Here is a 24682-nt window from a genome sequence, read left to right as displayed (position 1 = left end):
GGTTCCTCGCTGGTCCCTGAAGGGACGATCATGGCGCCCTGTTAAACAAGTTAAACGCGGTCGTCAGCCCTCGATTTTCGAAAAGTCGGCGACCGTGTGGACGGCGGCGCGAACGCGGGCGAGGAGCGCGAGGCGGGCGATGCGTTTGTCGGGATCGACGTCGTTCACGGTGACGGCGTCGAAGAACGCATCGATCGGCGCGCGGAGGGTGGCGAGCGCTGCCATCGCGGCCTCGAAATCCTCCTGTGCCACCGCATCGGCGGCGGCGGGTTCGGCCGCGTCGAGCGCGGCGTGGAGCGCGGCCTCGGCAGGTTCCGGCGTGTAGAAGGGTGTCGACGCGGCGGCTGCCAAAGGAGCGGCACCCTCCCCCGCGAGGGCGACATTTTCCTTCTTCAGGATATTGGCGGCGCGTTTGTAGCCGGCGAGGAGGTTGGTGCCGTCCTCGGTCGTGACGAACGCCTGCAACGCGCGGACGCGGGCGAGCAGGCGGACGAGATCATCCTCGCCGCCAAGCGCGAACACCGCGTCGATCAGGTCGTGGCGAACGCCGGCCTCGCGCTGCTGAACCTTGAGGCGGTCGGCGAAGAACGACAGCAACGCCGGTGTCGCGCGGTTGGATGATTCGAGGAAGGCGGACACCACGGGGTTGTCCTCGTGAACGCCGACCCGTTCGTCGTGCAGCAGGCTCTGAATGAGTTCGCGCGTGCTGGCGAAGTCTCGCGCCGTCTTGTCGAAGACGGCGGCGAGATCGCCGCCGATCCGCATGGCGACGGTATAGCCGAAGGACTGGGCGACCTCGCCCACGGCGAAGTCGAACGCCTGATGAAGTCGCAGGCGCAGCGACGACCGCTCGATCAGCAACAGGATGCCGAGTGCGGCGCGGCGCAATGCGAACGGGTCTTTCGAACCCGTCGGCAATTCGCCGATGGCGAAGAACGACGCGACGGTATCCAGCTTGTCCGCCAGCGACACCGCGACCGTGACCGGGTCGGTCGGCACGTCGTCGCCCTGCCCGACCGGCTTGTAATGATCGCGGATCGCGGCGGCGACGGCGGGGTCTTCGCCCTGCGCGGCGGCGTAGTAGCCGCCCATCAGGCCCTGTAGCTCGGGGAATTCGCCGACCATGCCGGTGACGAGGTCCGCCTTGGCGAGGCGGGCAGCGCGTTCGGCCTGTGCCGCCAATTCTCCCCTCCCGCTTGCGGGAGGGGTCGGGGGAGGGCTTGTCACGGACAGCGCTTCGTTTGCGGACAGGCCCTCCCCTAGCCCCTCCCGCGAGCGGGAGGGGGACTGGGTGACGATGCCCTCTTCCACCAGCCATCTGGCCAGCTTCGCGACGCGATCGACCTTGTCGGCGACGGTGCCGAGCCGCTCGTGGAAGACGATCTTTTCCAGCTTCGGATGCAGGTCGTCGAGCGGCACCTTCAGGTCGGTGTCGTAGAAAAAGCGAGCATCGGCGAGGCGGGCGGCGAGGACCTTGCGGTTGCCCTCGACGATCTTGGCGCCGTCGTCATGCGCGTCGATATTGGCGGTGCAGACAAAGGCGTTCGCCAGATTGCCCGCCGCATCACGACAGACGAAATATTTCTGGTTCACGCGCGCGGTGAGCTGGATCACCTCCGGCGGGACGGCGAGGAATTGTTCGTCGAAGCGGCCGAGCAGCGGCACCGGCCATTCGGCCAGGCCGGCATTCTCGATCAGCAGCCCCTCATCGCGAACCAGCGTCAGCCCGGCCTTCGCGGCGGCCATGGTGGCGCCGAGCGCGATGATCGACTGGCGTTCGGCCTGATCGATGATGACGTGGCAGGCGCGCAGCTTCTCGACATAATCCGCCGCCGATCCGATCGTGATCGGACCGGGGTGGTGGAAACGATGGCCATAGGTCGTCGCCGAACTGGTGATGCCGGCGATTTCGATGGGAACGATCGTCTCACCGAGCAGGGCGACGATGCCGTGCAACGGGCGGACCCAGCGAAGTGACTCGGTCGAGGTGGAGGCGGCGCCCCAGCGCATCGATTTCGGCCATGGGAACGCGCGAATGATCGCGGGAATCGCCTCGGCCAGCACGGACGCGGTGGCGCGGCCGGGCTTTTCAGTAACGGCAAAGAAGATGCCGTCGCGTTCGACCAGCTGGTCGCGGGTCAGGCCGGTCTTGCGGAGGAAGCCGTCGAGCGCCTGTGGCGGGGCGGAGGTTTTCGGTCCCTTCACCTCTTCGGACACGGCCAGCGTCTCAGGCGGCAGATCGCGGGCGATCAGCGCGAGGCGGCGGGGCGTGGCGTAGGTGACGATCGCGGCGGCGGAGAGGCCGGACTTTGCCAGTTCGGCGGTGAACAGGCGGGCGAGATCATCCCGCGCCTTGTCCTGCATCCGCGCGGGAATTTCTTCGGAACGGAGTTCGAGGAGGAAGTCGGTCATCGTGTTTCAGGGCCGAAGAAGGAAGAAATGATTTGTTCGCGCGGAGGCGCGGAGACGCGGAGAAGAAGATCTGAGTTGTTCGGACGTGGGTGGGGCCGATGTTCTCCTGAACGCCGCAGGCGCTTATTATGGATCGGCGTGCGGGGCAGGCGTGCCGGGCGAAAGGCGAGCGCAACAATCCCCTTCTTCTCCGCGTCTCCGCGCCTCCGCGCGAGCAACCCTTCTTCCATCCGGTCGAGCATCGTCACACCGCCCACCCGTTCTTCTCCATCCAGGCACCACAGGCGCCCTTCGCCAGATCGCGAACGCGGCCGATATAGGCCTGACGTTCGGCGACGGAGATGACGCCGCGGGCCTGGAGCAGGTTGAAGGTGTGGCTGGCCTTGATCGCCTGTTCGTACGCCGGGATCGGCAGGCCGCGCGAGAGGCAGTTCTCGCACTCGGCGGCGGATTTGCGAAACTGGTCGAACAGCGTGTCGGTGTCGGCGACCTCGAAATTCCAGGTCGACATCTGGCGCTCGTTTTCGAGGAAGACGTCGCCATAGGATACGCCGGCGTCGTTGAACTTCAGGTCGTACACATTGTCGACGTCCTGAATGTACATGGCGAGACGTTCGAGGCCATAGGTCAGCTCGCCGGCGACGGGCTTCATGTCGAAACCACCCATCTGCTGGAAATAGGTGAACTGCGTCACCTCCATGCCGTCGCACCAGACTTCCCAGCCGAGCCCCCAGGCGCCGAGCGTGGGGGATTCCCAGTCGTCCTCGACGAAGCGGATATCGTGCAGGTTCATGTCGACGCCGATCGCGGCGAGGCTGCCGAGATACAGGTCCTGCAGGTCGGGCGGGCTGGGCTTCAGGATCACCTGATACTGGTAGTAATGCTGGAGCCGGTTGGGGTTCTCGCCATAGCGGCCGTCGGTGGGACGGCGGCAGGGCTGGACGAAGGCGGCGTTCCACGTATCCGGGCCGAGCGCGCGCAGCGTCGTGGCCGGGTGGAAGGTGCCGGCGCCCATTTCCATGTCGTAGGGCTGCAGGATCAGGCAGCCATGATCGCTCCAATAGTCATGGAGGGTAAGGATCATGCGCTGGAAGGATAGCGGGTTGGTCACGGGCGCGTCTCTGGCCGATGGGGCGGGCTCTGGCAAGAAGGGCGGCCGTTGCCTACATGCGGCGGCGATGACCCGTTCCTTCCGCGCCGCGTTCACGGCCCTCGCCCTTACCCTGTCGCTGCCAGCCTGTGCGCAAACCGCGAAGCCCGCCAACGATGCCGATCCGGCCTTGTGGGTGGTGAAGGATGCCGACACCACCATCTATCTGTTCGGCACGATCCATGTGCTGAAGCCCGGCCTGACATGGTTCGACGAGGCGGTGAAGACCGCGTTCGACCGGTCGGACGAGGTGAAGCTGGAACTGGTGATGCCCGACCCGGCGACGATGCAGGGGCTGGTGAAGGCGACCGGCCTCGCCCCGGCCGGCACGCCGCCGCTGGTCGAGCGCCTGCCGGCGGGGCGCCGGGCAGCCTATGCGCAGGCGGTGATGGATGCGGGATTGCCGGCCAATGCGCTCGACAAGTTCAAGCCGTGGCTGGCGGCCACGCAGTTGTCGATCGCGCCGCTCGGCAAGCTGGGTTACGACACGTCCAACGGCCCCGAACAGGTCATCACCGCGGCGGCGAAGGCGGCGGGCAAGCCGGTGACGGGACTGGAAACGGCAGCAGAGCAACTCGGCTATTTCAGCAGCCTGTCGGACAAGGCACAGCTGGAATTCCTGGGCAGCACCATCGACGAATTGCCGACGGTCGAAAAGGTGATGTCGAAGATGGTCGACGACTGGGCGGCCGGGCGGCCCGAGGCGCTGGCCGAGGACATGAACGATAGCCTGAAGGACTCGCCGGAAGTCGCCAAGGTGTTGCTGGTCGATCGCAACAAGCGCTGGGCGGCGTGGATCAAGCAACGCATGGCGCGGCCGGGCACGGTGTTCATCGCGGTCGGCGCGGGGCATCTGGCGGGGGCCGATTCGGTGCAGGCGCAACTGGCGACGATGGGGGTGAAGGCGACGCGGGTGGCTTATTGAGGGACGGCCGGACGCAACCTCGATTTGCGTTTTGCGCCCTTCCCCGCTATGCGCGCCCGCTTCCGGCCATGGTCATCCCTGGAGGCGTGGCGCGGGAAAGCACAAGTTTCGGAGATATGATATGAGCGACACCATTACGCTCGCAGCCGAGACGCGTGACCGGGTTGGCAAGGGAGCCTCCCGGGCGCTGCGTCGTGACGGCCGCGTGCCTGCCGTGATCTATGGACAGAACAAGGAGCCGACTTCCGTTCATCTGGAAGAGAAGGTCCTGATGAAGGCGCTGATGACCGGCCACTTCATGAACTCGGTCGTGATGGTCGGCGGCGAGCGTACGCTGCCCAAGGACGTGGCGTTCCACCCCGTCACCGATCGCCCGATCCACGTCGACTTCCTGCGCATCGGCGAGCACACGACCGTGACGGTCGCCGTGCCGGTGGTGTTCACCGACGAGGAAGAGGCCCCTGGCATCAAGCGCGGCAATGGTGTGCTCAACATCACGCGTCACGAGATCGAACTGGTGGTCGATGCTGCCGACATCCCCACCGAGATCACGATCTCGCTGAAGGGTCGCGAGATCGGCGACACGATCCACATCTCGGACGTGAACCTGCCCAAGGGCGCGACGGCCGCGATCGACGACCGCGACTTCGCGATCGCCACGATCGTGCCGCCGACCGTCCCGACCGTCGAGGACGAGCAGCTTGAGGCCGAAGTGGCCGAAGCGCAGTCGGCCGAGGCCGAAGCTGCCGCCGCCGAGCCGAACGACGACGATAACGACGACGACAAGGTGTCGGTCCAGAAGAAGGACTGATGCCGGCTGCGTCGCCCACTAGGCGGCGTACCGATCGGGGGCAGGGAAGCGGCGACGCTCCCCTGCCCCTTTTTCGTTGGGGAGAGATGACCGTGCAGATCTGGGCAGGACTGGGCAATCCGGGTGCGCAATATGCGCTGCACCGGCACAATGTCGGCTTCATGGCCGTCGATGCGATTGCCGCGGTGCACGGCTTTGGCCCGGTGCGGAAACAGTTCCAGGGCTGGACGCAGGAGGGCCGAATCGGGTCGGAGAAGGTTCTGCTGCTGAAACCGGCCACCTTCATGAACGACAGCGGCCGGTCGATCGGCGAGGCGCTGCGCTTCTACAAGCTGGATGTGGATGCGCTGACGGTGTTCCACGACGAACTCGACCTCGTGCCGTTCAAGGTGAAGGTGAAGACCGGCGGCGGCGCGGCGGGGCATAACGGCCTGCGATCGACCGACCAGCATCTGGGGCAGGAATATCGCCGGGTGCGGCTGGGCATCGGTCATCCGGGGCACAAGGACCGGGTAAGCGGTTATGTTCTCGGCAATTTCGCCAAGGCGGAGATGGACCCGCTGGCCGATATGCTGGGCGCCGTGGCGGGCGAAGCCGCGTGGTTGACGGCCAATGATCCCGTGCGGTTCATGAATGACGTCGCCATGCGCCTCGCCTGAACTGTAAATGATAGTTGATCGCAATACTAAATACTTGAATGAGACTTACTCGCAACTTGAGTGAGAGTTTATCGCAATAGTTGATTGTTGTTGTTTCGGGAACTTTGCGGGGTTACTTGGCGTTCAACAGACAACAACTTGCAACGGAGATTTCCCATGGCTCTCACCACCGCCGGCGCCGCCGCATGCGCCAAGTGCCGCTTTTTCGAGAGCGAAGCATCGGCCGATCTGGGCCTGTGCCGTTACAACCCGCCGATCAGTCAGCCCAGCGGCGATACCGCCGGTGTGTGGCCGAAGGTCGAGGCCAATGACTGGTGCGGCCACTTCGAGGCTGCTGCGGCCTGACACTGCATTCCTCATCGAATATGGAAAGCCGGTCGCGACGATGGTCGCGGCCGGCTTTTTCATGTGCGATGAAGTGGAAGACGACATTATCCAAGAGGTGGATGGGGTAGCGATCCGCTTGCGTACGCGCCACTATCCGAGGCCGTCTTGGCTAAACTGTGCAGGCGAGTGGCGGCTTTTCCCGTTACTTGGATAATGGGTGTGCTCGATTGATGGACGGGCGGATATCCAAGCGCATGCGTCATAGAACGCGGCCGGATCATCGGACACTATGCCAAAGTCCATCCTAATAAAACGGAAGTCGCGCCGGCGAAAACTTTCCGACCTTCGTCGGATTAGAGTTCCGATATGGTATCATGCTTTACCCGCTGAACAACATGTTGCCACCAGAAAGTCCCAACCGCTGGTGGCGAGGAACTTGGCCAATCTGGTGGACTATGCCCGCCAAACCAGCTGTTACGTGACGTCATCCGACGTGACCGGCGCTTGCGACGACCGCATCAGCTATGGTTGCAGCGTGATTGTCGCGCCGGATGGCAGCATCATCGCGCGGATTCCGGAATTCGGGGACGGCTTTGTCGTGTTCGACCTGCCGGACTTCCCCAAGATGGCTGGCCTTGCCACCAGCTGATCAACTATGATCCGGCTGCCCCTATGCCGGCCACACCCGGTCATGCGCTTCCTCGAACGCCGCCAGATCGTCGGGATCGTCCATCAGCCGCCGCGCTCGTTCCTTGCAGTGGAGTGCCAACGCCCGGATAGGGGCTCGCGCTGCCGGCAATGCCGCATGCAGGGCCGCCAGCGTGCTGGTAAGACGGATGGTGACCTCCGTCTCGTTGCCCCCCTCACGCAGGATCGGGCGGAAGGCGTCGGTCAACATATCCTCGATGGTCGGTCGCGGCAGATGAACGCGGGGCCGTTCCGCCCGCTCCATCAGTCCCGGCTCGTCCGGCGGCAGCCGAAGCAGGACGCGGAGCAGCGCGTTCATGACCTCGACCGCGGTACCCGGATCGTTGGTCGCGGGTGCGAGCGCGCGACTCGCGATCTCGGACAAGGCGATCAGGCCCAGGCGCGGGTCCTGATCGAACGTTCGGTGCCGCTCGATCGTGAACGCGGCGATCATCGCGGCGCGCGTTTTGTCATCGATATGTCCTTCCACGCACATCAGGTTGCGTTGGGGATGCAGCATCGTTCCTGGCAACGCACTGATATGAATGGTGAGCCCGGATCGCTCTGCGATCGCGCCGAGATCGGCGACATCGATATGAGTGACATATCCCGTCTTTTCGCCGCGGATCGGCGCGGCGGCATCGGGAATCGACACGGCCGGTCGGCCGCCGAGATAGGGATCGTCGGCGAACGCCTTCATCGCCTCCCCGGCGGCGTCCTCGACCCGGTCGATGACGTCGGACATACGCCCGAATGCGGTGATATGGGCGATCCAGCGCAGCAATGTCGCGACGACCCAGATGATAACGAGGATCGTCGCGCCGAACAGGATGATGCGACCCTCTGTACCATACACACTGGTCTGCAATCCGATGATGCCGACGATCGAAAAGACGAAGGCACCCAGGAACGTAGACAGTGCGTTCTGCGAGGTTGGATCGCTGATGAGCAGTTGCGTGGCGCGCGGCGTCGCCAGTTGCGTCGCCGACGAATAGGCGCTGACCATGGCGGTGAGGGAGAAAGTCGTCACCGCCAGCATGCTCGACGCCATGATCTGAAGGATCGTACCGACCGCTTCCTGACCCAGATCGCCGCCGAAATCATAGGGCAGATGTGGCGTCACGACGGCCGCCAGTACCGCCAGTGCGACGCTCAACAGGCTGATGAGGGCGGCGCGAAACCATACCTGCCGGATGATCCGCCTGACGATCCATGACCATCTGCTCAAATTATACGCCCTCCCCGGATCGCCATCGTTGGCGACATGATGACCAATGCACGACGCGACCGAACGTGCCGTCGATCGTATGATCCGCATTGACCGCCCCGCAGCCATCTATTAGTGAGAGGCATTCTCATTAGCGGGTGGAGTGCGTTACTTGTACGACCTCATCGATCGGCCGGTTGCCGAATTGCCTGTATTCGAGCGGTATCTTCTCGATGCGACGCGTACCTGGGTTCATGCACTGACGCTGGCGGGCGTACCCGCCGCGGCCACCGCCGGCGGTTTTGCGGAACATGGCGGCGCGACTGCCTGCGCGGCGTTCGATCAGGTCATGCGTGCGATGGATGAGGGATCGGCGGAGACGCTGGTGTTCCAGCGCCCCTGCCATTCCGATGTGGAAGAGACCGAAGCCGTCGTACTCGGCATCTGGCGGCTGGTACGCGCGGATCGGATCGCCGCGGCTCAGGCCGCCGCTGCCACGCTGGTCGATGGTACGGCCGCGCGAGCAGTGATCGCCGGGATGACGCGGGTGGTCGCGGCGGATCACATGGCGGGCTGATCCCGTCGTCACGACGGGCGCGCGGTTGACAGGCCCTCCCCTACGGCGCACCCGCATCCGCCATGGCGGTACGGCAGTTCTTTCCCACGCTTCTCTATGACGAACAGTTGGGGGACGAGGCCCTGCTGACCGAACTGGAGCATTCGGTGCGGACGCTGGCGGTCGATGACACCGCCGGCCGTCGCTGGTCGCGCGATCATGGCTATCGCGGCTATACCTCCTATGCGTCGTTGGACGACCTGCCGCGGCGCGATCCGGTCTTTGCCGATCTGAAGCGGTTGCTGGACAAGCATGTCGCCCGCTTTGCGGAGGCGTGCGCGTTCGATCTGGGCGGCAAGCGGCTTAAGCTCGACAGTCTGTGGGTGAATCTGTTGAAGACGGGCGGGCATCACAGCGCGCACCTGCATCCGCACAGCGTCGTCTCCGGTACGCTGTACGTCGTGATGCCGGAGGGGGCCGGCGGCCTGACGCTGGAGGACCCGCGCCTGCCGATGCTGATGGCTGCCCCCACTCGCCGCGCCGATGCGGTGGAGGGCATGCGGACGTTCGAAACGATCCGCCCCCTGCCCGGCACCGTGTTATTGTGGGAAAGCTGGCTGCGGCACGAAGTCGTCACCAATGCTGCCAAGGGCGAACGGATCAGCATCAGTTTCAATTATCGTTGATCGCGACAGCGTTTTGTTCCTGCGCGCTTTTCCGACTTATCGCAGGAAAAGCGCGCTTCGCCGTTAACCATTTTTCAGCACTTCTCGGGCATGGATAAGACCGGATCGGGAATGGTGGCCATCCGGTCGCCGGATCGACAGCGGGAAGGCATTATGTTCGGAGCGGTGGTCTTCACCTATGGGATGCTGATGAGCTTCGTGCTCTCGGGTGCCGCGCGCAATCGCAAGGCGCAGCGGCCCAATCCGAAAATTCTGGAATTCGTCGGCCTGGTGCTGTGCGGCGTCTCGGTCGCCCTGTCGGTGAGCCTGTTCGGCTATGCGGCGATGGACCAGCTGGCCGGCTGATCCGGCAGTCATTAAGATATGGGTGCCATTGAGGTAAGGGGCCGGGATCGCTAGAGCGACGCTTTCCCCTTCACCTACAGGAACGACGCATGGGTTTCCGCTGCGGCATCGTGGGCCTGCCCAATGTGGGCAAGTCCACCCTTTTCAATGCGCTGACCGAGACGGCGGCGGCCCAGGCGGCCAATTATCCGTTCTGCACGATAGAGCCGAACGTCGGCAACGTTGCCGTGCCCGATGCGCGGCTGGACAAGCTGGCTGCGATCGCTGGCTCCGCGAAGATCATCGAGACGCAGCTGGCGTTCGTCGACATCGCCGGGCTGGTACGCGGCGCATCCAAGGGGGAAGGACTGGGCAACCAGTTTCTGGGTAACATCCGCGAGGTGGACGCGATCGTCCATGTCCTGCGCTGCTTCGAGGACGGCGACGTCACCCATGTCGAAGGCAAGGTCGATCCGATCGCCGATGCCGAAACGGTCGAGACCGAGCTGATGCTGTCCGACCTCGAAAGCCTCGAAAAGCGCGTTCCCAGTCTGGCGAAGAAGGGTCAGCAGGGCGACAAGGAAGCGAAGATCGGCGCGTCGGTGCTGGGTCAGGCGCTGGACCTGCTGCGCGAGGGCAAGCCGGCGCGGCTGACCAGGCCAAAGGACGAGGAGGAGGCGCGCGTCTTCGCACAGGCTCAATTGCTGACCGCCAAGCCGGTGCTGTACGTCTGCAACGTCGACGAGGCGAATGCCGCCGACGGCAATGCGTTCAGCGCGCGCGTATTCGAGAAAGCAAAGGCGGAGGGTGCCGAGGCCGTGGTCGTGTCCGCGGCGATCGAGGCGGAGATCGCCACGATGCCGACCGAGGATCGCGGCGAATTCCTGGCCGAGCTGGGCCTGTCGGAAACCGGCCTCGCACGAGTGATTCAGGCGGGGTACAAGCTGTTGCACCTGCTGACCTTCTTCACCGTGGGGCCGAAGGAAGCACGGGCTTGGACGGTGCATGTCGGTGCGAAGGCACCGCAGGCGGCTGGCGAGATTCACACCGATTTCGAGCGCGGCTTCATCCGGGCCGAGACGATCGCGTTCGACGACTATATCGCACTGGGCGGTGAAAGCGGCGCGCGCGATGCGGGCAAGCTGCGTCAGGAAGGCAAGGAATATGTCGTCCATGACGGCGATGTGATGCTGTTCCGCTTCAATGTCTGACGGGTGCGTGATCGCCTCCTGACGAGTATCGCGGTCGCCGGCTTCACGTTCGGCACCGCGACTCACGCGTGGAATTTCGTACGCTTTGGCTGGTGGCCGTATCGATGTGGGCCGGCGATCCTGACGCTGTTTTGGAATGCGCTGATGCTGCTGGACGCTATCGTGGTCTTACTGTTGCTGACACGGCGGCGGGCGGGCCTGGCGATGGGAATCGCTGTCATGACGCTGGATGTGGTGGCCAACAGCTATGCGTGGCGAGTATTGGGCTATGACGGGTTCGACATCGCGGTGCCGATCCAGGCGGCATTCCTTGTTTTCCTGTTGATCGCGTGGCGGACGCTGGCGGGGCGGCGTCGCGCGGTATAAAGGCAGCGCGGCTATGCCGATCGATCTGATCTGTCTCGATGCCGATGATACGCTGTGGCATAACATGCGGCATTTCGTGGCCGCCGAGCAGGCATTGCTGGCGATGCTCGCCCCGTTCACCGATGCGGGCGTCGCGCGTGATACGCTGACCGCGTGTGAGACGCGGAACCTGCCCCTTTATGGCTATGGCGCCAAGGGCTTCACCCTGTCGATGATCGAAACCGCGCTGGAACTGGGTGGCGATGCGTTGCCGGCCAATGTTGTGCGCGAGATATTGACGGCGGGGCGCGATCTGTTGGGGCATCCAGTCGAATTGCTGGACGGGATCGAGGAGACGCTGGATGCGCTGGCGACGCGGGGGCGGCTGGTGCTGGTGACCAAGGGCGACCTGCTGCATCAGGAGGTAAAGCTGGCGGCATCCGGTCTGGGCGATCGTTTCGCGGGGATCGAGATCGTCAGCGACAAGACGCCGGCTACCTTCGCGCGCATCTTCGCCCGCTATGATGTCCGGCCGGCCCACGCCGTGATGGCGGGCGATTCGATGCGATCCGATGTATTGCCTGTGATCGAGGCGGGAGGTTGGGGCGCCTATATCCCGCAGCCGCTGGCCTGGGATCATGAACATGCCCCTGCCCCCGTCATCCATACTCGTTTCGCGCAGCTGCAGTCGCTGGCCGAACTGCCGGAATGGATCGATATGATCGGCCGTGGCGACGCATGATCGCTGGCGATCTGGCGGAATAAGCGACACATTCGCCGCAGGAGATTGTGGATGCGGTATTTCGAGGATGTAACCGTCGGCCAGCGGGCGAGCTTTGGTAAGTATGTAGTAACACGTGAAGAGGTCGTGGCCTTCGCCGAGCGATATGATCCGCAGCCCTTTCATCTGTCAGACGAGGCGGCGGCCGGTACGCATTTCGGGCGCCTGTCGGCCAGTGGCTGGCATACCTGCGCGATGACGATGGCAATGATCGTCGAGAATTTGAAGCGCCATGACGAGGCGGGACTGGGATCGCCCGGCATCGACGAGTTGCGCTGGCTCCGCCCCGTCTATCCGGGCGATACCTTGCGCTGCGAGACAGAGATACTCGACAAGCGACAGTCCAAAAGTCGACCGGAGATGGGCCTGTATCGCAGCCGCATGACCGTGTTCAATCAGAATGATGTGGCGGTAATGAGCTTCATTTCACAGGCGATGATCCGGACGCGGGAGGCTGGCTGAGTCCGCCCGCGTTACGGTCGCTGGTCAAGGTATCTGGGTCTGCGGCGCACCACCCCGCGGCATCGACCCACCGCGTGGCCCGCCCCCCCGGTTGCCGGGGCCACGGCCCTGGCCGGAATTGCCGAACCCGCGGCTCTCGCGCCGTTCCTGACGCATCTGGCCACGGAGTTCACGCTGGGCTTGGCGACGCTCTCTGTTGACCTGACCGCGATCGATGGGGCCGTCGCGGTACCCAGGTCGATCGCCACGAACGACTCCGCGATCGTTGCGGCGATCCCGGCCGCCGTCGCGGAAACGATCGCGACGGAAATCGGCCCAGTTGTCGCGTGGGCCATCACCACGGATATTGCCGCGGCGACCCTCCCAATAGCGGCGCTGGCCGTCGTTCCAACGGTGGCGACCGCGGTTGCGATCGTACACATACACGCCGGTGCCGGGGTAATAGTAATCACCGTACCAGCCGTAATAGCTGGCGAGACCGCCATAGCCGGCTCCATAACCACCATAGCCATAACCGGCATCGTACGGATCGTAATAGCTGCCGGACCCATAACCGACGTTGACGCCGGAATAGCCATAGCCATCGGTACAGGCGGACGTGGCAAAACCCAGTCCGACAAGAAAACCGGTCAACGCAAGACGACGAACAGACATGACAACCTCCACTACTGCGAGGCAAGCGGCAGAAACGCACCGCTAGTCATGGGGGAACGTGGCTGAACGATTGCTGGTTCCGCCGTACATTCTGCCGCAACTTTCCTCTTGGAAAGCTGGGGGCGATGGTCATGAAAAAGGGGCGGGACCATCGGCCCCGCCCCCTTGTCGATCAGATGGCGCCCGTTATCGGGTGGCAATCAATGCTTCACGTCGCGCCAGACGTTCTGATACGCGCCCCATGCCAGGAAGCAGAAGATCAGGATGAACACGACCGAAGCGAACCCGGCGGCGTGCCGCGCCTCCAGCTTCGGCTCCGCGGTCCATGTCAGGAACGCTGCGACGTCCTTGGCCATCTGGTCATGCGTGGCGACCGTGCCATCGGTGTAGGTCACCTGCCCGTCCGTCGTCAGCGGCGGCGGCATCGCGATGTTCAGGTTGGCGAAGTACGGATTGTAATGAAGACCGTCAGGCGTTTTCGTTTCCGGAAACTTCTTCAGCAATTCGGCTGGTTGCGGACGGTATCCGTCCTTGCCGACGAGCGAGAAGACATAGTTCGCGCCGTCATGACGTGCCTTGGCGATCAGCGACAGATCGGGCGGCAGCGCGTTGTTGTTCGCGGCGCGGGCGGCGACCTCGTTCGCGAAGGGCGACGGGAAACGATCGCTGGCGACGTTCTTGCGGGTGGCGGCTTCACCGGTATCCGGGTTCACCGACGGCGTTTCGATCACCCACTGATTGGCGATCGCCTTCACCTCGGCCTCCGAATAACCGATCTCTTCCAGATCGCGGAAGGAGACATATTTCAGGCTGTGGCAGGCGGCGCAAACCTCCTTGAACACCTGGAACCCGCGCTGGACCTGACGGCGGTCGTACTTGCCGAAGAACCCGGCCGACGACAGCCCGGCATCGCGCGGATGCAGGTGGAATTCATGCTCGGCGGTCTCGGGCGCCGGATCGGTGATCGCGGTCGATACCGTTCCCCACAGCGCCAGCGCCAGCACGAAGGTGAAGGCGGCGCCGACCAGTATTGCGATGATGCGAACCATGGTGCGTGTCAGTCCTTATCAGTTCGCGAGCGCAGTCTGGGCGGGGCTGGTGCCCCCGTGCTTCGTCAGCACGGCCTCCGTGATCGAATTCGGCAGGGCGCGAGGCCGCTCCGAGCTGGACACCAGCGGCAGGATCACAAGGAAGTGCAGGAAGTAATAGGCCGATGCCAACTGCCCCAGGATCACGTTGCGGGCGTTCGCCTCCGCACCACCGACATAGCCGAGCAGCAGAACATCGACGAGCAGCACGATCAGGAAACCGCGGTACTTCGGCCGATAGTTCGACGACCGTACCGGCGACGTGTCCAGCCAGGGCAGGAAGAACAGCAGCAGGATCGAGCCGAACATCGCCAGCACGCCCCACAGCTTGGCCGGCAGGATGAAGTCCGCCGTGAAGCTCTTCAGGATCGCGTAGAACGGCAGGAAATACCATTCCGGCACGATGTGGGCGGGCGTCGAGAGCGGGTTCGCCTCGATATAATTGTCCGGGTGACCCAGCAGGTTCGGGCTGAAAAAGATCAGCGTCGCGAAGATCAGCAGGAATACCCCGAGGCCGACCGCATCCTTGGCGGTGTAATAGGGGTGGAACGGCACCGTATCCTGCTTGCCCTTCACATCGACGCCGGTCGGGTTGTTCGAGCCGGGAATGTGCAGGGCCCAGATGTGCAGGATGATGACGCCGGCCGTGACGAACGGCAGCAGGTAATGCAGCGAGAAGAAGCGGTTCAGCGCGGCGTTGTCCGGCGCGTAACCGCCCAGCAGCCAGATTCGGATCGATTCGCCGACCAGCGGTATGGCCGAGAAGAAGCCGGTGATGACCTGCGCACCCCAGAAGCTCATCTGACCCCATGGAAGGACATAGCCCATGAAGGCGGTGGCCATCATCAGCAGGAAGATGACGACGCCAAGCAGCCACACCATCTCTCGCGGCGCCTTGTACGACCCATAATACAGGCCGCGGGCGATGTGGATGTAGACGACGAGCAGGAACATCGACGCGCCGTTCGCGTGCGCATAGCGCAGGAACCAGCCGGCGTTGACGTCGCGCATGATGCTTTCGACCGAACCGAACGCCACCCCGCCATTGGCGGCATAGTGCATGGCGAGGACGATGCCGGTGATGATCTGGATACCCAGCGCCGCCCCGGCGAGCACGCCGAAGTTCCAGAAATAGTTGAGGTTGCGCGGCACGGGATAACCGGCACCGACTGCGTTGTAGACGAGACGCGGCACGGGCAGCTTCTCGTCCAGCCAGCGCATCAGCGGCTGCTTCGGTTCATATTGCTTGGCCCAGGGAAAGCTCATGTGCGGCTACCTCAACCCACCGTCACGACGGTGTCGGAATTGAATGCATATTCGGGAACGTGCAGGTTCAGCGGCGCCGGACCCTGCCGGATACGCCCGGCGGTGTCGTAGGCCGAACCATGGCATGGGCAGAAATAGCCGCCGAACGGCCCCTTGTTCTCACCCTCGCCCGCGCCGAGCGGCACGCAACCCAGATGGGTGCAGACGCCGAGCGTGATGAGCCAGTTCTTCTTGCCCGCCTTCGTCCGCTCTTCCAGCGTCTGCGGATCGCGCAGGGTGTTGACCGGCACGGCATCGGCCGCGGCAATCTCCGCCGGTGTCAGGTTGCGGACGAACAACGGCTGTTTGCGGAACGAGGACTTGATCGCCTGACCGGGGGCGATCTTGGAAATGTCGATCTCGGTCGACGACTGCGCGAGCACGTCGGCCGACGGGTTCATCTGATTGATGAGCGGCAGCACGATCGCAACGGCACCGACGCCGGCGAACGATACCGCGGCGATATTGATGAAGTCGCGACGGCGCGGATCATGAACCTCTTCGTCGAGGAGCGCCGGGTCCTCGCCCGGGGGAAGCTGGTCTTCGACAGTCGCCATTCAGTAAAACCCTCACCTGATCGCGGATGCCCGGCGCCGTATGCGGCGTAACGCCCGCGGCCCATCCATCCCCATGGCGGGCCGCCCGACGTGTTAGCCGCCGCTTCGCCGATTTGCCAACAGCATTTTGAAAAGCCGGGTCCCTCGCTATGGAACTCTGCATGCGCCTTGCCCTGTTCGAACCCGATATCGCCGGCAATGTCGGCACGCTGTTGCGGACGGCGGCCTGCTGGGGAATCGGGATCGACCTGATCGAACCGATGGGATTCGCGTTCGGCGACCGGGCGATGGCACGGGCCGGGATGGATTATGCCGCACGGGCCGACGTGGTGCGCCATGCCGACTGGGCAGCGTTCGAACGGCAGGCCGGCGGCCGCATCGTCCTGATGACGACGGCGGGGGCAACGCCGCTGTTCGGTGCCGCATTCCGGGCAGACGACATCATCCTGCTGGGATCGGAGGGGGCTGGCGTGCCGGCCGCCGTTCAGGAGCGGGCCGACCTGCGTATCCTGATCCCGATGCGGCCCGGTTTCCGATCGTTGAACGTGGCGGTGGCGGGCGGGATCGCGATGGCGGAAGCATGTCGGCAGACAGGATGGGCATTTTGACCGCTGGCAGCGCCCGCCGCTTCGATTAGGAAGACGTTCATGACCGACCACGATCCCGATCTCCAGGCTGCCCGCGGCTGGTTCGAAAGCCTTCGCGACCGTATCTGTGCCGCGTTCGAGGCGATCGAGCGCGAGACGGGGTCCGATGCGGCGTTCGATTACATCGATTGGGACCGCGTCGATCCGTCCGGCGAGCCGGGCGGCGGTGGCGTGCGCGGGGTGATGAAGGGCCGCGTGTTCGAGAAGGTGGGGGTCAACGTATCGACCGTCGCGGGCACGTTCGAGCCCGGCTTCGCTACGTCGATCCACGGTGCCGACGCCGACCCGCGCTTTGCCGCGACCGGTATCAGCCTGGTCGCACACATGGCCAATCCGCATGTGCCCGCCGTGCATATGAATACCCGGTTCCTGACGACGACGAAGCGCTGGTTCGGCGGCGGGGCCGACCTGAACCCGCCGCTGCCGGTCGCCAGGGATACCGACGAATTCCATGCCGTGCTGAAGGCGGCGTGCGATCGCCACGACCCCGGCTATTATCCGCGGTTCAGGGAATGGGCGGATACCTATTTTTACATTCCCCATCGCGGTGTGCATCGCGGTGTAGGCGGCATTTTCTACGATCATCTGGAGGGTGATTTCGAAGCCGATTTCGCCTTCACCCGCGATGTCGGCGAGGCTTTTCTGGACGTCTATCCGCGGATCGTGCGGCGGCGGATGGATGCTGCCTTTACGGAGGCGGATATCGCCGTGCAGCGGGCATGGCGCGGGCGCTATGCCGAATTCAATCTGGTCCATGATCGCGGCACGCTGTTCGGATTGAAGACCGGCGGCAATGTCGATGCGATCCTGATGAGCCTGCCGCCGGTCGCGACATGGGATTGACGCCGGTCGCCGACGATCAGGTGGCGACGATCGTCACTACGCTTGAGATGCGGACACGGCCACCGCTGCGGCCGATGCCGCCCTCGCCGTTGCGACTGGTGCGGTGGGATCGGCCGACACCGGCCAGATACCGGGCGCTGTTCGCGCGTGTCGGGGCGCCGTGGCTATGGTTCTCGCGGCTGGTAATGACGGACGATGCGCTGGTGGCGATCATCCACGATCCCGCCGTCGCCGTATTCGCGGTCGTCGATGCCGCGGGGATCGAAGTGGGCATGCTGGAGCTGGATCATCGCGAGGCCGGCGCCTGCGAACTGCGCTATGTCGGCTTCGTGCCGGAACTGGCGGGCAAGGGCCATGGCGGCTGGCTGATGGCGGAGGCGCTGATGCGCGCCTGGGCGAAGGGCGTGTCGCGGGTATGGGTGCATACCTGCACGCTGGACCACCCCGCCGCCCTGTCCTTCTATCGCCGACATGGTTTCGTCGCGATCGGGCGGACCGTCGAGACGTTCCCCGATCCGCGCGGTATCGGCGTGTTGCCCGCCAATACCGCGCCGCAGATCCCGCTGCTGGTTCAGTTGCCCAGCGGCGCCTCGTCGTTTTCCGCGACCGTGGCGACGTAAAGCTGCGCGGTGAAGGCGGCGGCGACGACCGAGAACACAGTCGTCACCGCCGCGCCCGCCACGGAAGCCAGAAAGGTGACGGTGGGCAGCGATTCGCCCCCCAGTATCAGTCGCGCGACCAGCCCGACCACCGCCTGCACGGCCATCGTCGGCACGAGCAGGACGATGGCGAACAGGACCATCACCGCCGCGATCCGCCATGTCAGGCCGCGGGTCAGCCGGAACGAACGGGCGATGGCGCCGACACCGCGACGCTCGTTCAGGATCACCGGGTTGAGCAGCAACAGTCGCGCACCGACGAACAGCGCCAGAATGACGAACGCGATCGAATACAGGCCGATGAAGCCCGACGCGCCCGCCGGCACCGACTGCATCGCCGACGCCTGCGAGAAATCGACGCCGGCGCGCATCAAGGCGATCACCGGTGGCACCAGAGCCAGCGCGAACAGCACACCCAGCATCATGATCACACCCAATGCCGGCAACAGTCGTACCGTCGCCTGCCTGGCGGCATCGTCGCGCGTCGTCGCCGGATGCGTCGCCACGGCCAGCATCGCGAGCTGACCCCAGATGTTGGCAAGCAGCACCAGCAGCGCGACCAACGCGGCGACGATCGCCGTCGTGCGCGACGCCGGATCGGCGAACAGCACCACCGCCCGGTTGATGACCGAAGGAACAAAGATCGCCCCGATCGCGATCGGGGCGAGGATGTTGGCCCGCCCCCGCAACACTTCGACCGCCCGATCCCAGACCGTGCCCATTCTGACCATCAAACCATGTCCCGCCATGCTGTCCATTGCCCGATACGCATCGCGCATCCGGGCTTAACGAACCGATAGCCGAGCACCGCCGGATCGCAAAGTGTTGCGCGGGCGAAGGCCAGCCGCCAGATGCGCAAGGGTGAACGAACTTCCCGAACCCGAATGGCGCGTATCGCCGGGCCTGATTCCTTATGACGCGGCGCTGACCGAGATGGAGGCGCGGGCCGCGGCGATCGTGGCCCATGAAGCGCGCGAGCAGATCTGGCTGCTGGAACACCCGCCGGTCTACACCGCCGGCACCAGCGCCGACCCCGCCGAATTGGTCGATCCCCGCTTTCCGGTCATGCCGGCAGGGCGCGGTGGGCGCTATACCTATCATGGGCCGGGGCAGCGGGTGGGATATCTGATGCTCGACCTGAACGAGCGTGGGCGGGACGTGCGCTGCTTCGTCCACGGCGTCGAGGGCTGGGTGATCGCGGCACTGGCCAGATTGGGGCTGGAGGCGTTCCGGGCGCCGGGGCGCGTCGGCATCTGGACACTGGATCACGACGGGCGCGAGGCCAAGATCGGGGCAATCGGCGTGCGGGTGCGGCGCTGGGTGACGCTTCACGGCTTTTCGGTGAACGTGTCCCCCGACCTGTCCCATTTCGGGGGGATCGTGCCGTGCGGACTGCCCGACTATCCCGTCACCAGCCTCGCGGCGCTGGGCAGATCGACGACGTTGGGAGCATTTGACGACGCGCTGGCGGCGACCAGAGCGGACTTCCTGCAAACTCTTTCTTGTCCGGCAGAAAACGAGTCTTGAGGGGTTTGCGTAATCCGTTTAATGTCCACGTTGATTTGGGTATTAACCGGGCAAGCAAGCCAACCAAATCCTCTATCTAGGGAGCTTCCAAAATGCGTGCACTCATCTCCAAGGTTCTGACCGGCTCGATGATCGCCGGCGCGGCGCTCGCGGTTGCGGCCTGCGGCCCGAAGACCGAGACGACGACCGACAACACGATGGTCACCGACATGAACACCGCCGAGGGCATGGACACCATGACCGACAACATGACTGCCGTCGACGGCACCATGAACGGTGGCATGATGGCCAACGACACCATGATGGCGAACGACACGATGATGTCGAACGACACCATGATGACCAACAACATGATGTAATCCTTCACAGGATTACGTGTTGCGGAAGGGGCCGTCCGGGCGACCGGGCGGCCCCTTCTCGTTTCCGGATCAAAGCTTGCGAATATCGTTCCATGTGCGACCAGCGGTTGGCCGCATACGACGAACGGCTCGACTGCGAGATTTATCGAAACCGGCTGTGCAAGCCGGCGAAATGCTTTAGATTCCAGCGAAGAAGATTGAGCCGGGAGCTGGTGACGTGAAAAGGGTGTGGCGATCGACGTGGATGCGAGGCATCGGGACGATGGGTGTGGCAATGGCCGGCATGGCCGCCAGTCCCGCCTCGGCGCAGTTCTTCCTGCAGAGCTTCGATTATGCCGGACTGCCGGTACAGGGCGCCGAACCCGGCATGGTGCAGCCATTGCCCGGCGCGACGCCGGAAGAGGTCCGCGCGGGCCTGACCTGGACCATGCGGTCCGCGCTCAACGTCGCGGCGCTGCAATGCCAGTTCGAACCGACGCTGCTGACGGTCGGCAATTACAACGCCGTGCTGCTCGATCATAAGGACGAGCTGAAGACGACGTGGGATACGCTGAACAAGTATTTCGAACGCACCACCAAGACCAAGCGCGACGGCCAGAACGCGCTCGACCAGTTCGGTACGCGCACCTATTCCAGCTTTGCCACCGTCGCCTCGCAGTACGGATTCTGCCGGACAGCGCATTCGATCGGCCGCGACGCGCTGTTCGCGCCACGCGGCGAGTTGGGCAATGTCGCCCAGTCGCGGATGCGTGAGCTGCGCAACAGCCTGAAACCCTATGGCGAGCAGCGTTTTCCCCGTTACATCGGCTATGGCTATATGCCCGTGCCACGCCTCGACGTAACATGCTGGAACAAGAAGGCCGAGTGGCAGGTCAAGAAGTGCGGCGTATACTCATGGCCACCTGCGGGCGTGCCATCCGCCAGCGCCGTGGCCGCTCAACCGGCCAGCAGCGCGGTCGCGGTGCAGTAAGATCGTATCGCTCCCCGGCCTGCGTCGGGGAGCGGACCGGCATCCGCCATTAGCGCAAACCCAACAGCTTGTGCGTCTGGAGCGACAGCCGCCACGCCGGCCGCTCCATCACGAGATCGATACACGTCTGATGATGCGCCGCTGCGTGCGCATCATCGAGCGGCTGGATCAGCCGGTGGGTGAAATCCCACGCCTCCAACGCGACCGGATCGATCGCCGCCTGTGGCCATACCAGCTTCAACTCGTCGCCGGCGCGCTGGACGACGTTGCTGCCAGCCTTGGGACTGATGCACACCCAATCAAGGCCGGGGTGCGCCGGGATCGTGCCGTTGGATTCGATCGCGATCATGAACCCGGCGTCGTGCAACGCATCGACGATCGCATCGTCGACCTGCAGCATCGGCTCGCCACCGGTCAGTACGACGAAGCGGCGATCGAGCGATGGCCCCCAGAACCCGACGACCGCCGCCACCAGCGCGGCGGCATCGACGAACTTGCCGCCCCCCACCCCGTCGGTGCCGACGAAATCGGTATCGCAGAACCGGCAGACCGCCGTCGCACGGTCCTGCTCGCGGCCCGACCACAGGTTGCAGCCGGCGAAGCGGACGAACACGGCGCGCCGACCCGCCTGCACGCCTTCGCCCTGCAACGTCCGGAACATCTCCTTGACGGCATAGCTCATCGCCCGCGCCTCATGGCTTGGCGGCGTAGCGGGTGGGATCGGCGATCCCCGCTTCCTCGAACCCCCTGGCGCGCAGGCGGCAGCTGTCGCACAGGCCGCAGTGGAGACCACCCGGCGCCGGATCGTAACAGGACCAGCTGAGACCCATGTCGAGCCCCAGCCGCGCGCCCTCCCGCGCGATATCCGCCTTGGTCATATGTTGCAGCGGCGCGCGGATGCGGAATGGGGCGCCTTCTACCCCGGCCTTGGTGGCCAGTTCGGCGAGCCCTTCGAACGCATGGATGAATTCCGGCCGGCAATCGGGATAGCCCGAATAATCGAGCGCGTTGACGCCGATGAACAGGTCACGCGCGCCCGCCGCCTCCGCCCAGCCGAGAGCGAGACTGAGGAAGATGGTGTTGCGGGCCGGGACATAGGTGACGGGAATGCCGCCCTCCCCCTCCGCGCCCACGCCGTCCTTGGGAACATCGATATCGTCGGTCAGCGCGGAGCCGCCAAAGGCCGACAGGTCGAGCGGCAGGACGACATGGCGTTCGGCACCCAGCTCCGTGGCGACGCGGCGGGCGGCGGCCAGTTCGACGCGGTGCCGCTGGTTATAATCGATCGACAGGGCGAGCAGGCGGTATCCGGCTTCGCGCGCGAGCGCGGCGGACACCATCGAGTCCAGGCCGCCCGAGACAAGGACGACCGCAAGAGGCTGAGTGGTCATGATCCGCCGCGGGCTAGGCCAGCTTTCGACAAAAAGAAAGGGCCGCGCGGATCGCACGGCCCCGAGGTGTGATGGGAACGACCCATCGAGGGAGAAACACGTGCTGAAGAACAAGCACCTGATCTTCCTATCCGCAAAGGGGTAAACAGCGCGTTAACGCACCGGTGTCAGGTCTTCGGCGGACACCGGAAACTTCGTCGCGCAAAAGGCGCAATCGACCTCGATCACGCCATCCGCATCCGCCATCTCGCGCCGATCCTCGACCGGAAACTTCGCGAGGACACCCAGGATATGGTCGGGCGTGCAGCGGCACCCCCGCACGATCGGCGTCGACGCCAGGACGCGAATCTCGCTTTCCTCGTTGAACAGCCGCCAGATCAGCGTCTCCAGCGGGATCGCCGGATCGGCCAGCTCATCGGCGCCCATCGTACTGCCGAGAGCGGCGACATGTTCCCATTCCGGATGATCGAGCCGGGTATGAAGTCGCTCGCGCCCGGCCTCCCCCTCCGGCAGATGCTGGAGCAGCAGGCCGCCAGCGATGGTGCGGCCGGTGGCATCGCGTCCGATGCAGAGGCGGACGAGGGTCGGAATCTGCTCGGACTGGACAAAATAGCTTTGCGCCGCCTCGGCCAGCGTTTCGCCGTCGAGCGGGACGATGCCCTGATATCGTTCGCCCGAGGTGGCGAGATCGAAGGTGATCGCCAGATATCCCTGACCGAACAACGCGAACAGTGTCGGCTGCTCCGGCGCCTCTGCCAAGCGGTCGGCGTCGTACTGGATATAGCCGCGCAGTTCTCCGCCGCGATAATCGCAGACCAGCAATTGCACGACGCCGGCATCGCTGCGCGTTTGCATGGTCAGCTGACCGCTTTCGTCCTTCAGCGTCGATCCCATCAGCGCACACAGCGTCAGCGCCTCGGTCAACAGCCGCTCGATCGCCGGTGGATAGGCGTGTGCGGACAGGATCGTGTCGAGCGATGACCCCAGACGCACGACACGGCCGCGCGCGTGACGCGACGGGATGGTGAAGCCCAGGGCCCGGTCAGTGTCGGAAAGAATCTGCTCGGTCATCATCGTCATCCGTCATTCCGGCGCGAACCGGAACCTCTTGCCGCGAAGGCGCCTGAAAAGGGAAGTGCCGGTGGTTACCGACCTGACGGATATGGCCCTGACCGCGCGGCGATCAACCGATCTGGCCGAAGCACCAGCGGAGGACGGACTTCTGCGCATGCAACCGGTTTTCCGCCTCCGGCCAGATCAGCGACTGCGGACCGTCGATCACCGCCGTTGCCACTTCCTCGCCGCGATGCGCGGGGAGGCAGTGGAGGAATTTGGCGTCCGGCTTGGCCAGCGCCATCAGGTCGGGCGTGACCTGATAGGGGCCGAGCGCCTTCAGTTTGGTGTCGGCATGGGATTGACCCATCGATATCCAGGTGTCGGTGACGATGATGTCGGCTCCCTCCGCCGCCTCGCGCGGGTCGGAGACGACGCGGGCGCGACCGGAAGCCGCGACGATCGCTTCCTCGTCGGGGGCGAACCCTTGCGGACAGGCGGCGACGACATCGAACTGCATCAGCCCGGCGGCCTCGACGATCGAGGCCAGCACGTTATTGCCATCGCCCAGCCACGCGACCTTCAGGCCGGGCAGCGCCTTGCCCGATTCGATGATGGTCAGCAGGTCGGCCATGATCTGGCAAGGGTGCGAGGCATCGGTCAGGCCGTTGATGACGGGGACGGAGGCGTAATGCGCCATCTCCTCGACCTTGGCATGGTCGTCGGTGCGGATCATGATGGCGTCGCAATAGCCCGACAGGACACGCGCGGTATCGGCCACGCTCTCGCCCCGGCCGAGCTGCATGGTGCCGGCATCCATGACGATCGAGGTGCCGCCGAGCTGGCGGATCGCCATGTCGAAGCTGACGCGCGTGCGGGTGGAGTTCTTCTCGAACACCATCGCCAGCGTGTGGCCAGCGAGCGGCGCATCGGTATCCGCGCGCCCCTTTGGCCAGCCAGCACGGGCAGCCTTGCGATCGAGCGCGTCAGCCAGCATCGCGGCAATGCCGTCGGCACCCGCATCGGACAGATTCAGGAAATGGCGCATCGGAAGTCCTCCCCCGCAAGGGGAAGGAGATCGCGTTC

General features: G+C 64.6%; 31 protein-coding genes. 18 read left to right on the top strand and 13 right to left on the bottom strand.

The genetic code is table 11. The annotated features are described in order from the left end of the window. Positions 1-63: 63 nt before the first annotated feature. The 3 genes from glyS to JAO74_RS02785 are packed head-to-tail and all read right to left on the bottom strand — an operon-like array spanning position 64 to position 3496. On the bottom strand, positions 64-2412 hold the full coding sequence (gene glyS / locus JAO74_RS02795) for a glycine--tRNA ligase subunit beta (protein ID WP_199034758.1): 2349 nt from the start codon (positions 2410-2412) through the stop codon (positions 64-66). Further along, positions 2409-2660, bottom strand: a complete 252-nt coding sequence (locus tag JAO74_RS02790) for a hypothetical protein (RefSeq protein WP_199034757.1) — start codon at positions 2658-2660, stop codon at positions 2409-2411. Before JAO74_RS02790 ends, glyS begins: the two co-directional genes overlap by 4 nt. Beyond that, on the bottom strand, positions 2657-3496 hold the full coding sequence (locus JAO74_RS02785) for a glycine--tRNA ligase subunit alpha (RefSeq protein WP_199035196.1): 840 nt from the start codon (positions 3494-3496) through the stop codon (positions 2657-2659). Before JAO74_RS02785 ends, JAO74_RS02790 begins: the two co-directional genes overlap by 4 nt. A gap of 94 nt (positions 3497-3590) precedes the next feature. On the opposite strand from JAO74_RS02785, the gene JAO74_RS02780 reads away from it, so the two are divergent. From JAO74_RS02780 to JAO74_RS02760, 5 genes are all read left to right on the top strand, one after another. Then, positions 3591-4487 (top strand): TraB/GumN family protein, encoded by an 897-nt coding sequence (locus tag JAO74_RS02780; protein ID WP_199034756.1) that lies wholly within the window; start codon positions 3591-3593, stop codon positions 4485-4487. Between the two features lie 121 nt (positions 4488-4608). Beyond that, complete coding sequence (locus tag JAO74_RS02775; RefSeq protein WP_199034755.1) at positions 4609-5298, top strand: 50S ribosomal protein L25/general stress protein Ctc; 690 nt, start codon at positions 4609-4611, stop codon at positions 5296-5298. 92 nt (positions 5299-5390) lie between these two features. After that, complete coding sequence (pth, locus tag JAO74_RS02770; RefSeq protein WP_199035195.1) at positions 5391-5957, top strand: aminoacyl-tRNA hydrolase; 567 nt, start codon at positions 5391-5393, stop codon at positions 5955-5957. A 156-nt stretch (positions 5958-6113) separates the two neighbouring features. Next, entirely contained in the window at positions 6114-6302 is a 189-nt protein-coding gene (locus JAO74_RS02765) for a hypothetical protein (protein ID WP_199034754.1), read from the top strand. Between the two features lie 418 nt (positions 6303-6720). After that, positions 6721-6933 (top strand): nitrilase-related carbon-nitrogen hydrolase, encoded by a 213-nt coding sequence (locus JAO74_RS02760; protein ID WP_199034752.1) that lies wholly within the window; start codon positions 6721-6723, stop codon positions 6931-6933. Between the two features lie 21 nt (positions 6934-6954). On the opposite strand, the gene JAO74_RS02755 is transcribed toward JAO74_RS02760, so the two are convergent. Continuing rightward, the gene (locus JAO74_RS02755; RefSeq protein ID WP_199034750.1) at positions 6955-8199 is read right to left on the bottom strand and encodes a DUF2254 domain-containing protein; all 1245 of its coding nucleotides are present in this window, start codon (positions 8197-8199) and stop codon (positions 6955-6957) included. 151 nt (positions 8200-8350) lie between these two features. On the opposite strand from JAO74_RS02755, the gene JAO74_RS02750 reads away from it, so the two are divergent. From JAO74_RS02750 to JAO74_RS02720, 7 genes are all read left to right on the top strand, one after another. Further along, complete coding sequence (locus JAO74_RS02750; protein ID WP_199034748.1) at positions 8351-8755, top strand: hypothetical protein; 405 nt, start codon at positions 8351-8353, stop codon at positions 8753-8755. Between the two features lie 62 nt (positions 8756-8817). After that, positions 8818-9420, top strand: coding sequence for a TIGR02466 family protein (locus tag JAO74_RS02745; protein ID WP_199034746.1), 603 nt, complete (start codon positions 8818-8820; stop codon positions 9418-9420). 111 nt (positions 9421-9531) lie between these two features. Continuing rightward, positions 9532-9765, top strand: coding sequence for a hypothetical protein (locus JAO74_RS02740; RefSeq protein ID WP_233150564.1), 234 nt, complete (start codon positions 9532-9534; stop codon positions 9763-9765). Positions 9766-9854: 89 nt separating this feature from the next. Continuing rightward, on the top strand, positions 9855-10955 hold the full coding sequence (gene ychF, locus JAO74_RS02735; protein WP_199034744.1) for a redox-regulated ATPase YchF: 1101 nt from the start codon (positions 9855-9857) through the stop codon (positions 10953-10955). Positions 10956-10958: 3 nt separating this feature from the next. After that, complete coding sequence (locus tag JAO74_RS02730) at positions 10959-11321, top strand: hypothetical protein (RefSeq protein WP_199034742.1); 363 nt, start codon at positions 10959-10961, stop codon at positions 11319-11321. A 13-nt stretch (positions 11322-11334) separates the two neighbouring features. After that, a complete protein-coding gene (locus JAO74_RS02725) occupies positions 11335-12042 on the top strand; it encodes an HAD family hydrolase (protein WP_199034740.1) in 708 nt (235 codons plus the stop codon). A gap of 51 nt (positions 12043-12093) precedes the next feature. Continuing rightward, complete coding sequence (locus JAO74_RS02720; RefSeq protein ID WP_199034738.1) at positions 12094-12543, top strand: MaoC family dehydratase; 450 nt, start codon at positions 12094-12096, stop codon at positions 12541-12543. Positions 12544-12567: 24 nt separating this feature from the next. Here JAO74_RS02720 and JAO74_RS18635 read toward each other — a convergent pair whose 3' ends face one another. From JAO74_RS18635 to petA, 4 genes are all read right to left on the bottom strand, one after another. Beyond that, complete coding sequence (locus JAO74_RS18635; protein ID WP_233150563.1) at positions 12568-13197, bottom strand: hypothetical protein; 630 nt, start codon at positions 13195-13197, stop codon at positions 12568-12570. Between the two features lie 200 nt (positions 13198-13397). Next, complete coding sequence (locus JAO74_RS02710) at positions 13398-14246, bottom strand: cytochrome c1 (RefSeq protein WP_199034736.1); 849 nt, start codon at positions 14244-14246, stop codon at positions 13398-13400. 18 nt (positions 14247-14264) lie between these two features. Further along, positions 14265-15551 carry a cytochrome b gene (locus tag JAO74_RS02705; RefSeq protein WP_199034734.1) on the bottom strand — a complete coding sequence of 429 codons (1287 nt, stop codon included), beginning with the start codon at positions 15549-15551 and terminating at the stop codon, positions 14265-14267. Between the two features lie 11 nt (positions 15552-15562). After that, positions 15563-16147 (bottom strand): ubiquinol-cytochrome c reductase iron-sulfur subunit, encoded by a 585-nt coding sequence (petA, locus tag JAO74_RS02700; protein ID WP_199034732.1) that lies wholly within the window; start codon positions 16145-16147, stop codon positions 15563-15565. Positions 16148-16308: 161 nt separating this feature from the next. Here petA and JAO74_RS02695 point away from each other — a divergent pair, with 161 nt between their 5' ends. From JAO74_RS02695 to JAO74_RS02685, 3 genes are read left to right on the top strand one after another with little or no spacing between them, the layout of a single operon-like run. Then, complete coding sequence (locus JAO74_RS02695; RefSeq protein ID WP_199034731.1) at positions 16309-16755, top strand: tRNA (cytidine(34)-2'-O)-methyltransferase; 447 nt, start codon at positions 16309-16311, stop codon at positions 16753-16755. A gap of 39 nt (positions 16756-16794) precedes the next feature. Beyond that, complete coding sequence (hemF, locus tag JAO74_RS02690) at positions 16795-17637, top strand: oxygen-dependent coproporphyrinogen oxidase (protein WP_199034729.1); 843 nt, start codon at positions 16795-16797, stop codon at positions 17635-17637. Then, positions 17628-18257, top strand: a complete 630-nt coding sequence (locus JAO74_RS02685) for a GNAT family N-acetyltransferase (protein WP_199034728.1) — start codon at positions 17628-17630, stop codon at positions 18255-18257. The genes hemF and JAO74_RS02685 overlap by 10 nt, the downstream gene beginning before the upstream one ends. On the opposite strand, the gene JAO74_RS02680 is transcribed toward JAO74_RS02685, so the two are convergent. After that, entirely contained in the window at positions 18209-19018 is an 810-nt protein-coding gene (locus JAO74_RS02680) for a hypothetical protein (protein ID WP_233150562.1), read from the bottom strand. The genes JAO74_RS02685 and JAO74_RS02680 overlap by 49 nt on opposite strands. Positions 19019-19157: 139 nt before the next feature. On the opposite strand from JAO74_RS02680, the gene lipB reads away from it, so the two are divergent. The 3 genes from lipB (at position 19158) to JAO74_RS02665 (ending at position 21152) form a co-directional block, all read left to right on the top strand. Next, on the top strand, positions 19158-19823 hold the full coding sequence (lipB, locus tag JAO74_RS02675; RefSeq protein WP_199034726.1) for a lipoyl(octanoyl) transferase LipB: 666 nt from the start codon (positions 19158-19160) through the stop codon (positions 19821-19823). A gap of 92 nt (positions 19824-19915) precedes the next feature. Further along, positions 19916-20182: a hypothetical protein gene (locus JAO74_RS02670; RefSeq protein WP_199034725.1), complete on the top strand. Its 267-nt coding sequence runs from the start codon at positions 19916-19918 to the stop codon at positions 20180-20182. 244 nt (positions 20183-20426) lie between these two features. Beyond that, the gene (locus JAO74_RS02665) at positions 20427-21152 is read left to right on the top strand and encodes a hypothetical protein (protein WP_199035192.1); all 726 of its coding nucleotides are present in this window, start codon (positions 20427-20429) and stop codon (positions 21150-21152) included. A gap of 49 nt (positions 21153-21201) precedes the next feature. Here the strand turns inward: JAO74_RS02665 and queE are convergent, their stop codons facing one another. The 4 genes from queE to argF form a co-directional block, all read right to left on the bottom strand. Continuing rightward, positions 21202-21834, bottom strand: a complete 633-nt coding sequence (queE, locus tag JAO74_RS02660) for a 7-carboxy-7-deazaguanine synthase (protein WP_199034724.1) — start codon at positions 21832-21834, stop codon at positions 21202-21204. Between the two features lie 10 nt (positions 21835-21844). Next, on the bottom strand, positions 21845-22543 hold the full coding sequence (queC, locus tag JAO74_RS02655; RefSeq protein WP_199034723.1) for a 7-cyano-7-deazaguanine synthase QueC: 699 nt from the start codon (positions 22541-22543) through the stop codon (positions 21845-21847). Positions 22544-22696: 153 nt separating this feature from the next. Continuing rightward, positions 22697-23614 (bottom strand): Hsp33 family molecular chaperone HslO, encoded by a 918-nt coding sequence (hslO, locus tag JAO74_RS02650; protein ID WP_199035191.1) that lies wholly within the window; start codon positions 23612-23614, stop codon positions 22697-22699. Between the two features lie 112 nt (positions 23615-23726). Continuing rightward, the gene (gene argF, locus JAO74_RS02645; protein WP_199034716.1) at positions 23727-24644 is read right to left on the bottom strand and encodes an ornithine carbamoyltransferase; all 918 of its coding nucleotides are present in this window, start codon (positions 24642-24644) and stop codon (positions 23727-23729) included. Positions 24645-24682 lie beyond the last annotated feature (38 nt).

It is taken from the genome of Sphingomonas mollis (assembly GCF_016427505.1).
Lineage (GTDB): Bacteria > Pseudomonadota > Alphaproteobacteria > Sphingomonadales > Sphingomonadaceae > Sphingomonas > Sphingomonas mollis.
Note: the sequence above shows the minus strand (reverse complement) of the source record. Positions and strands in the feature narration are given on the sequence as shown.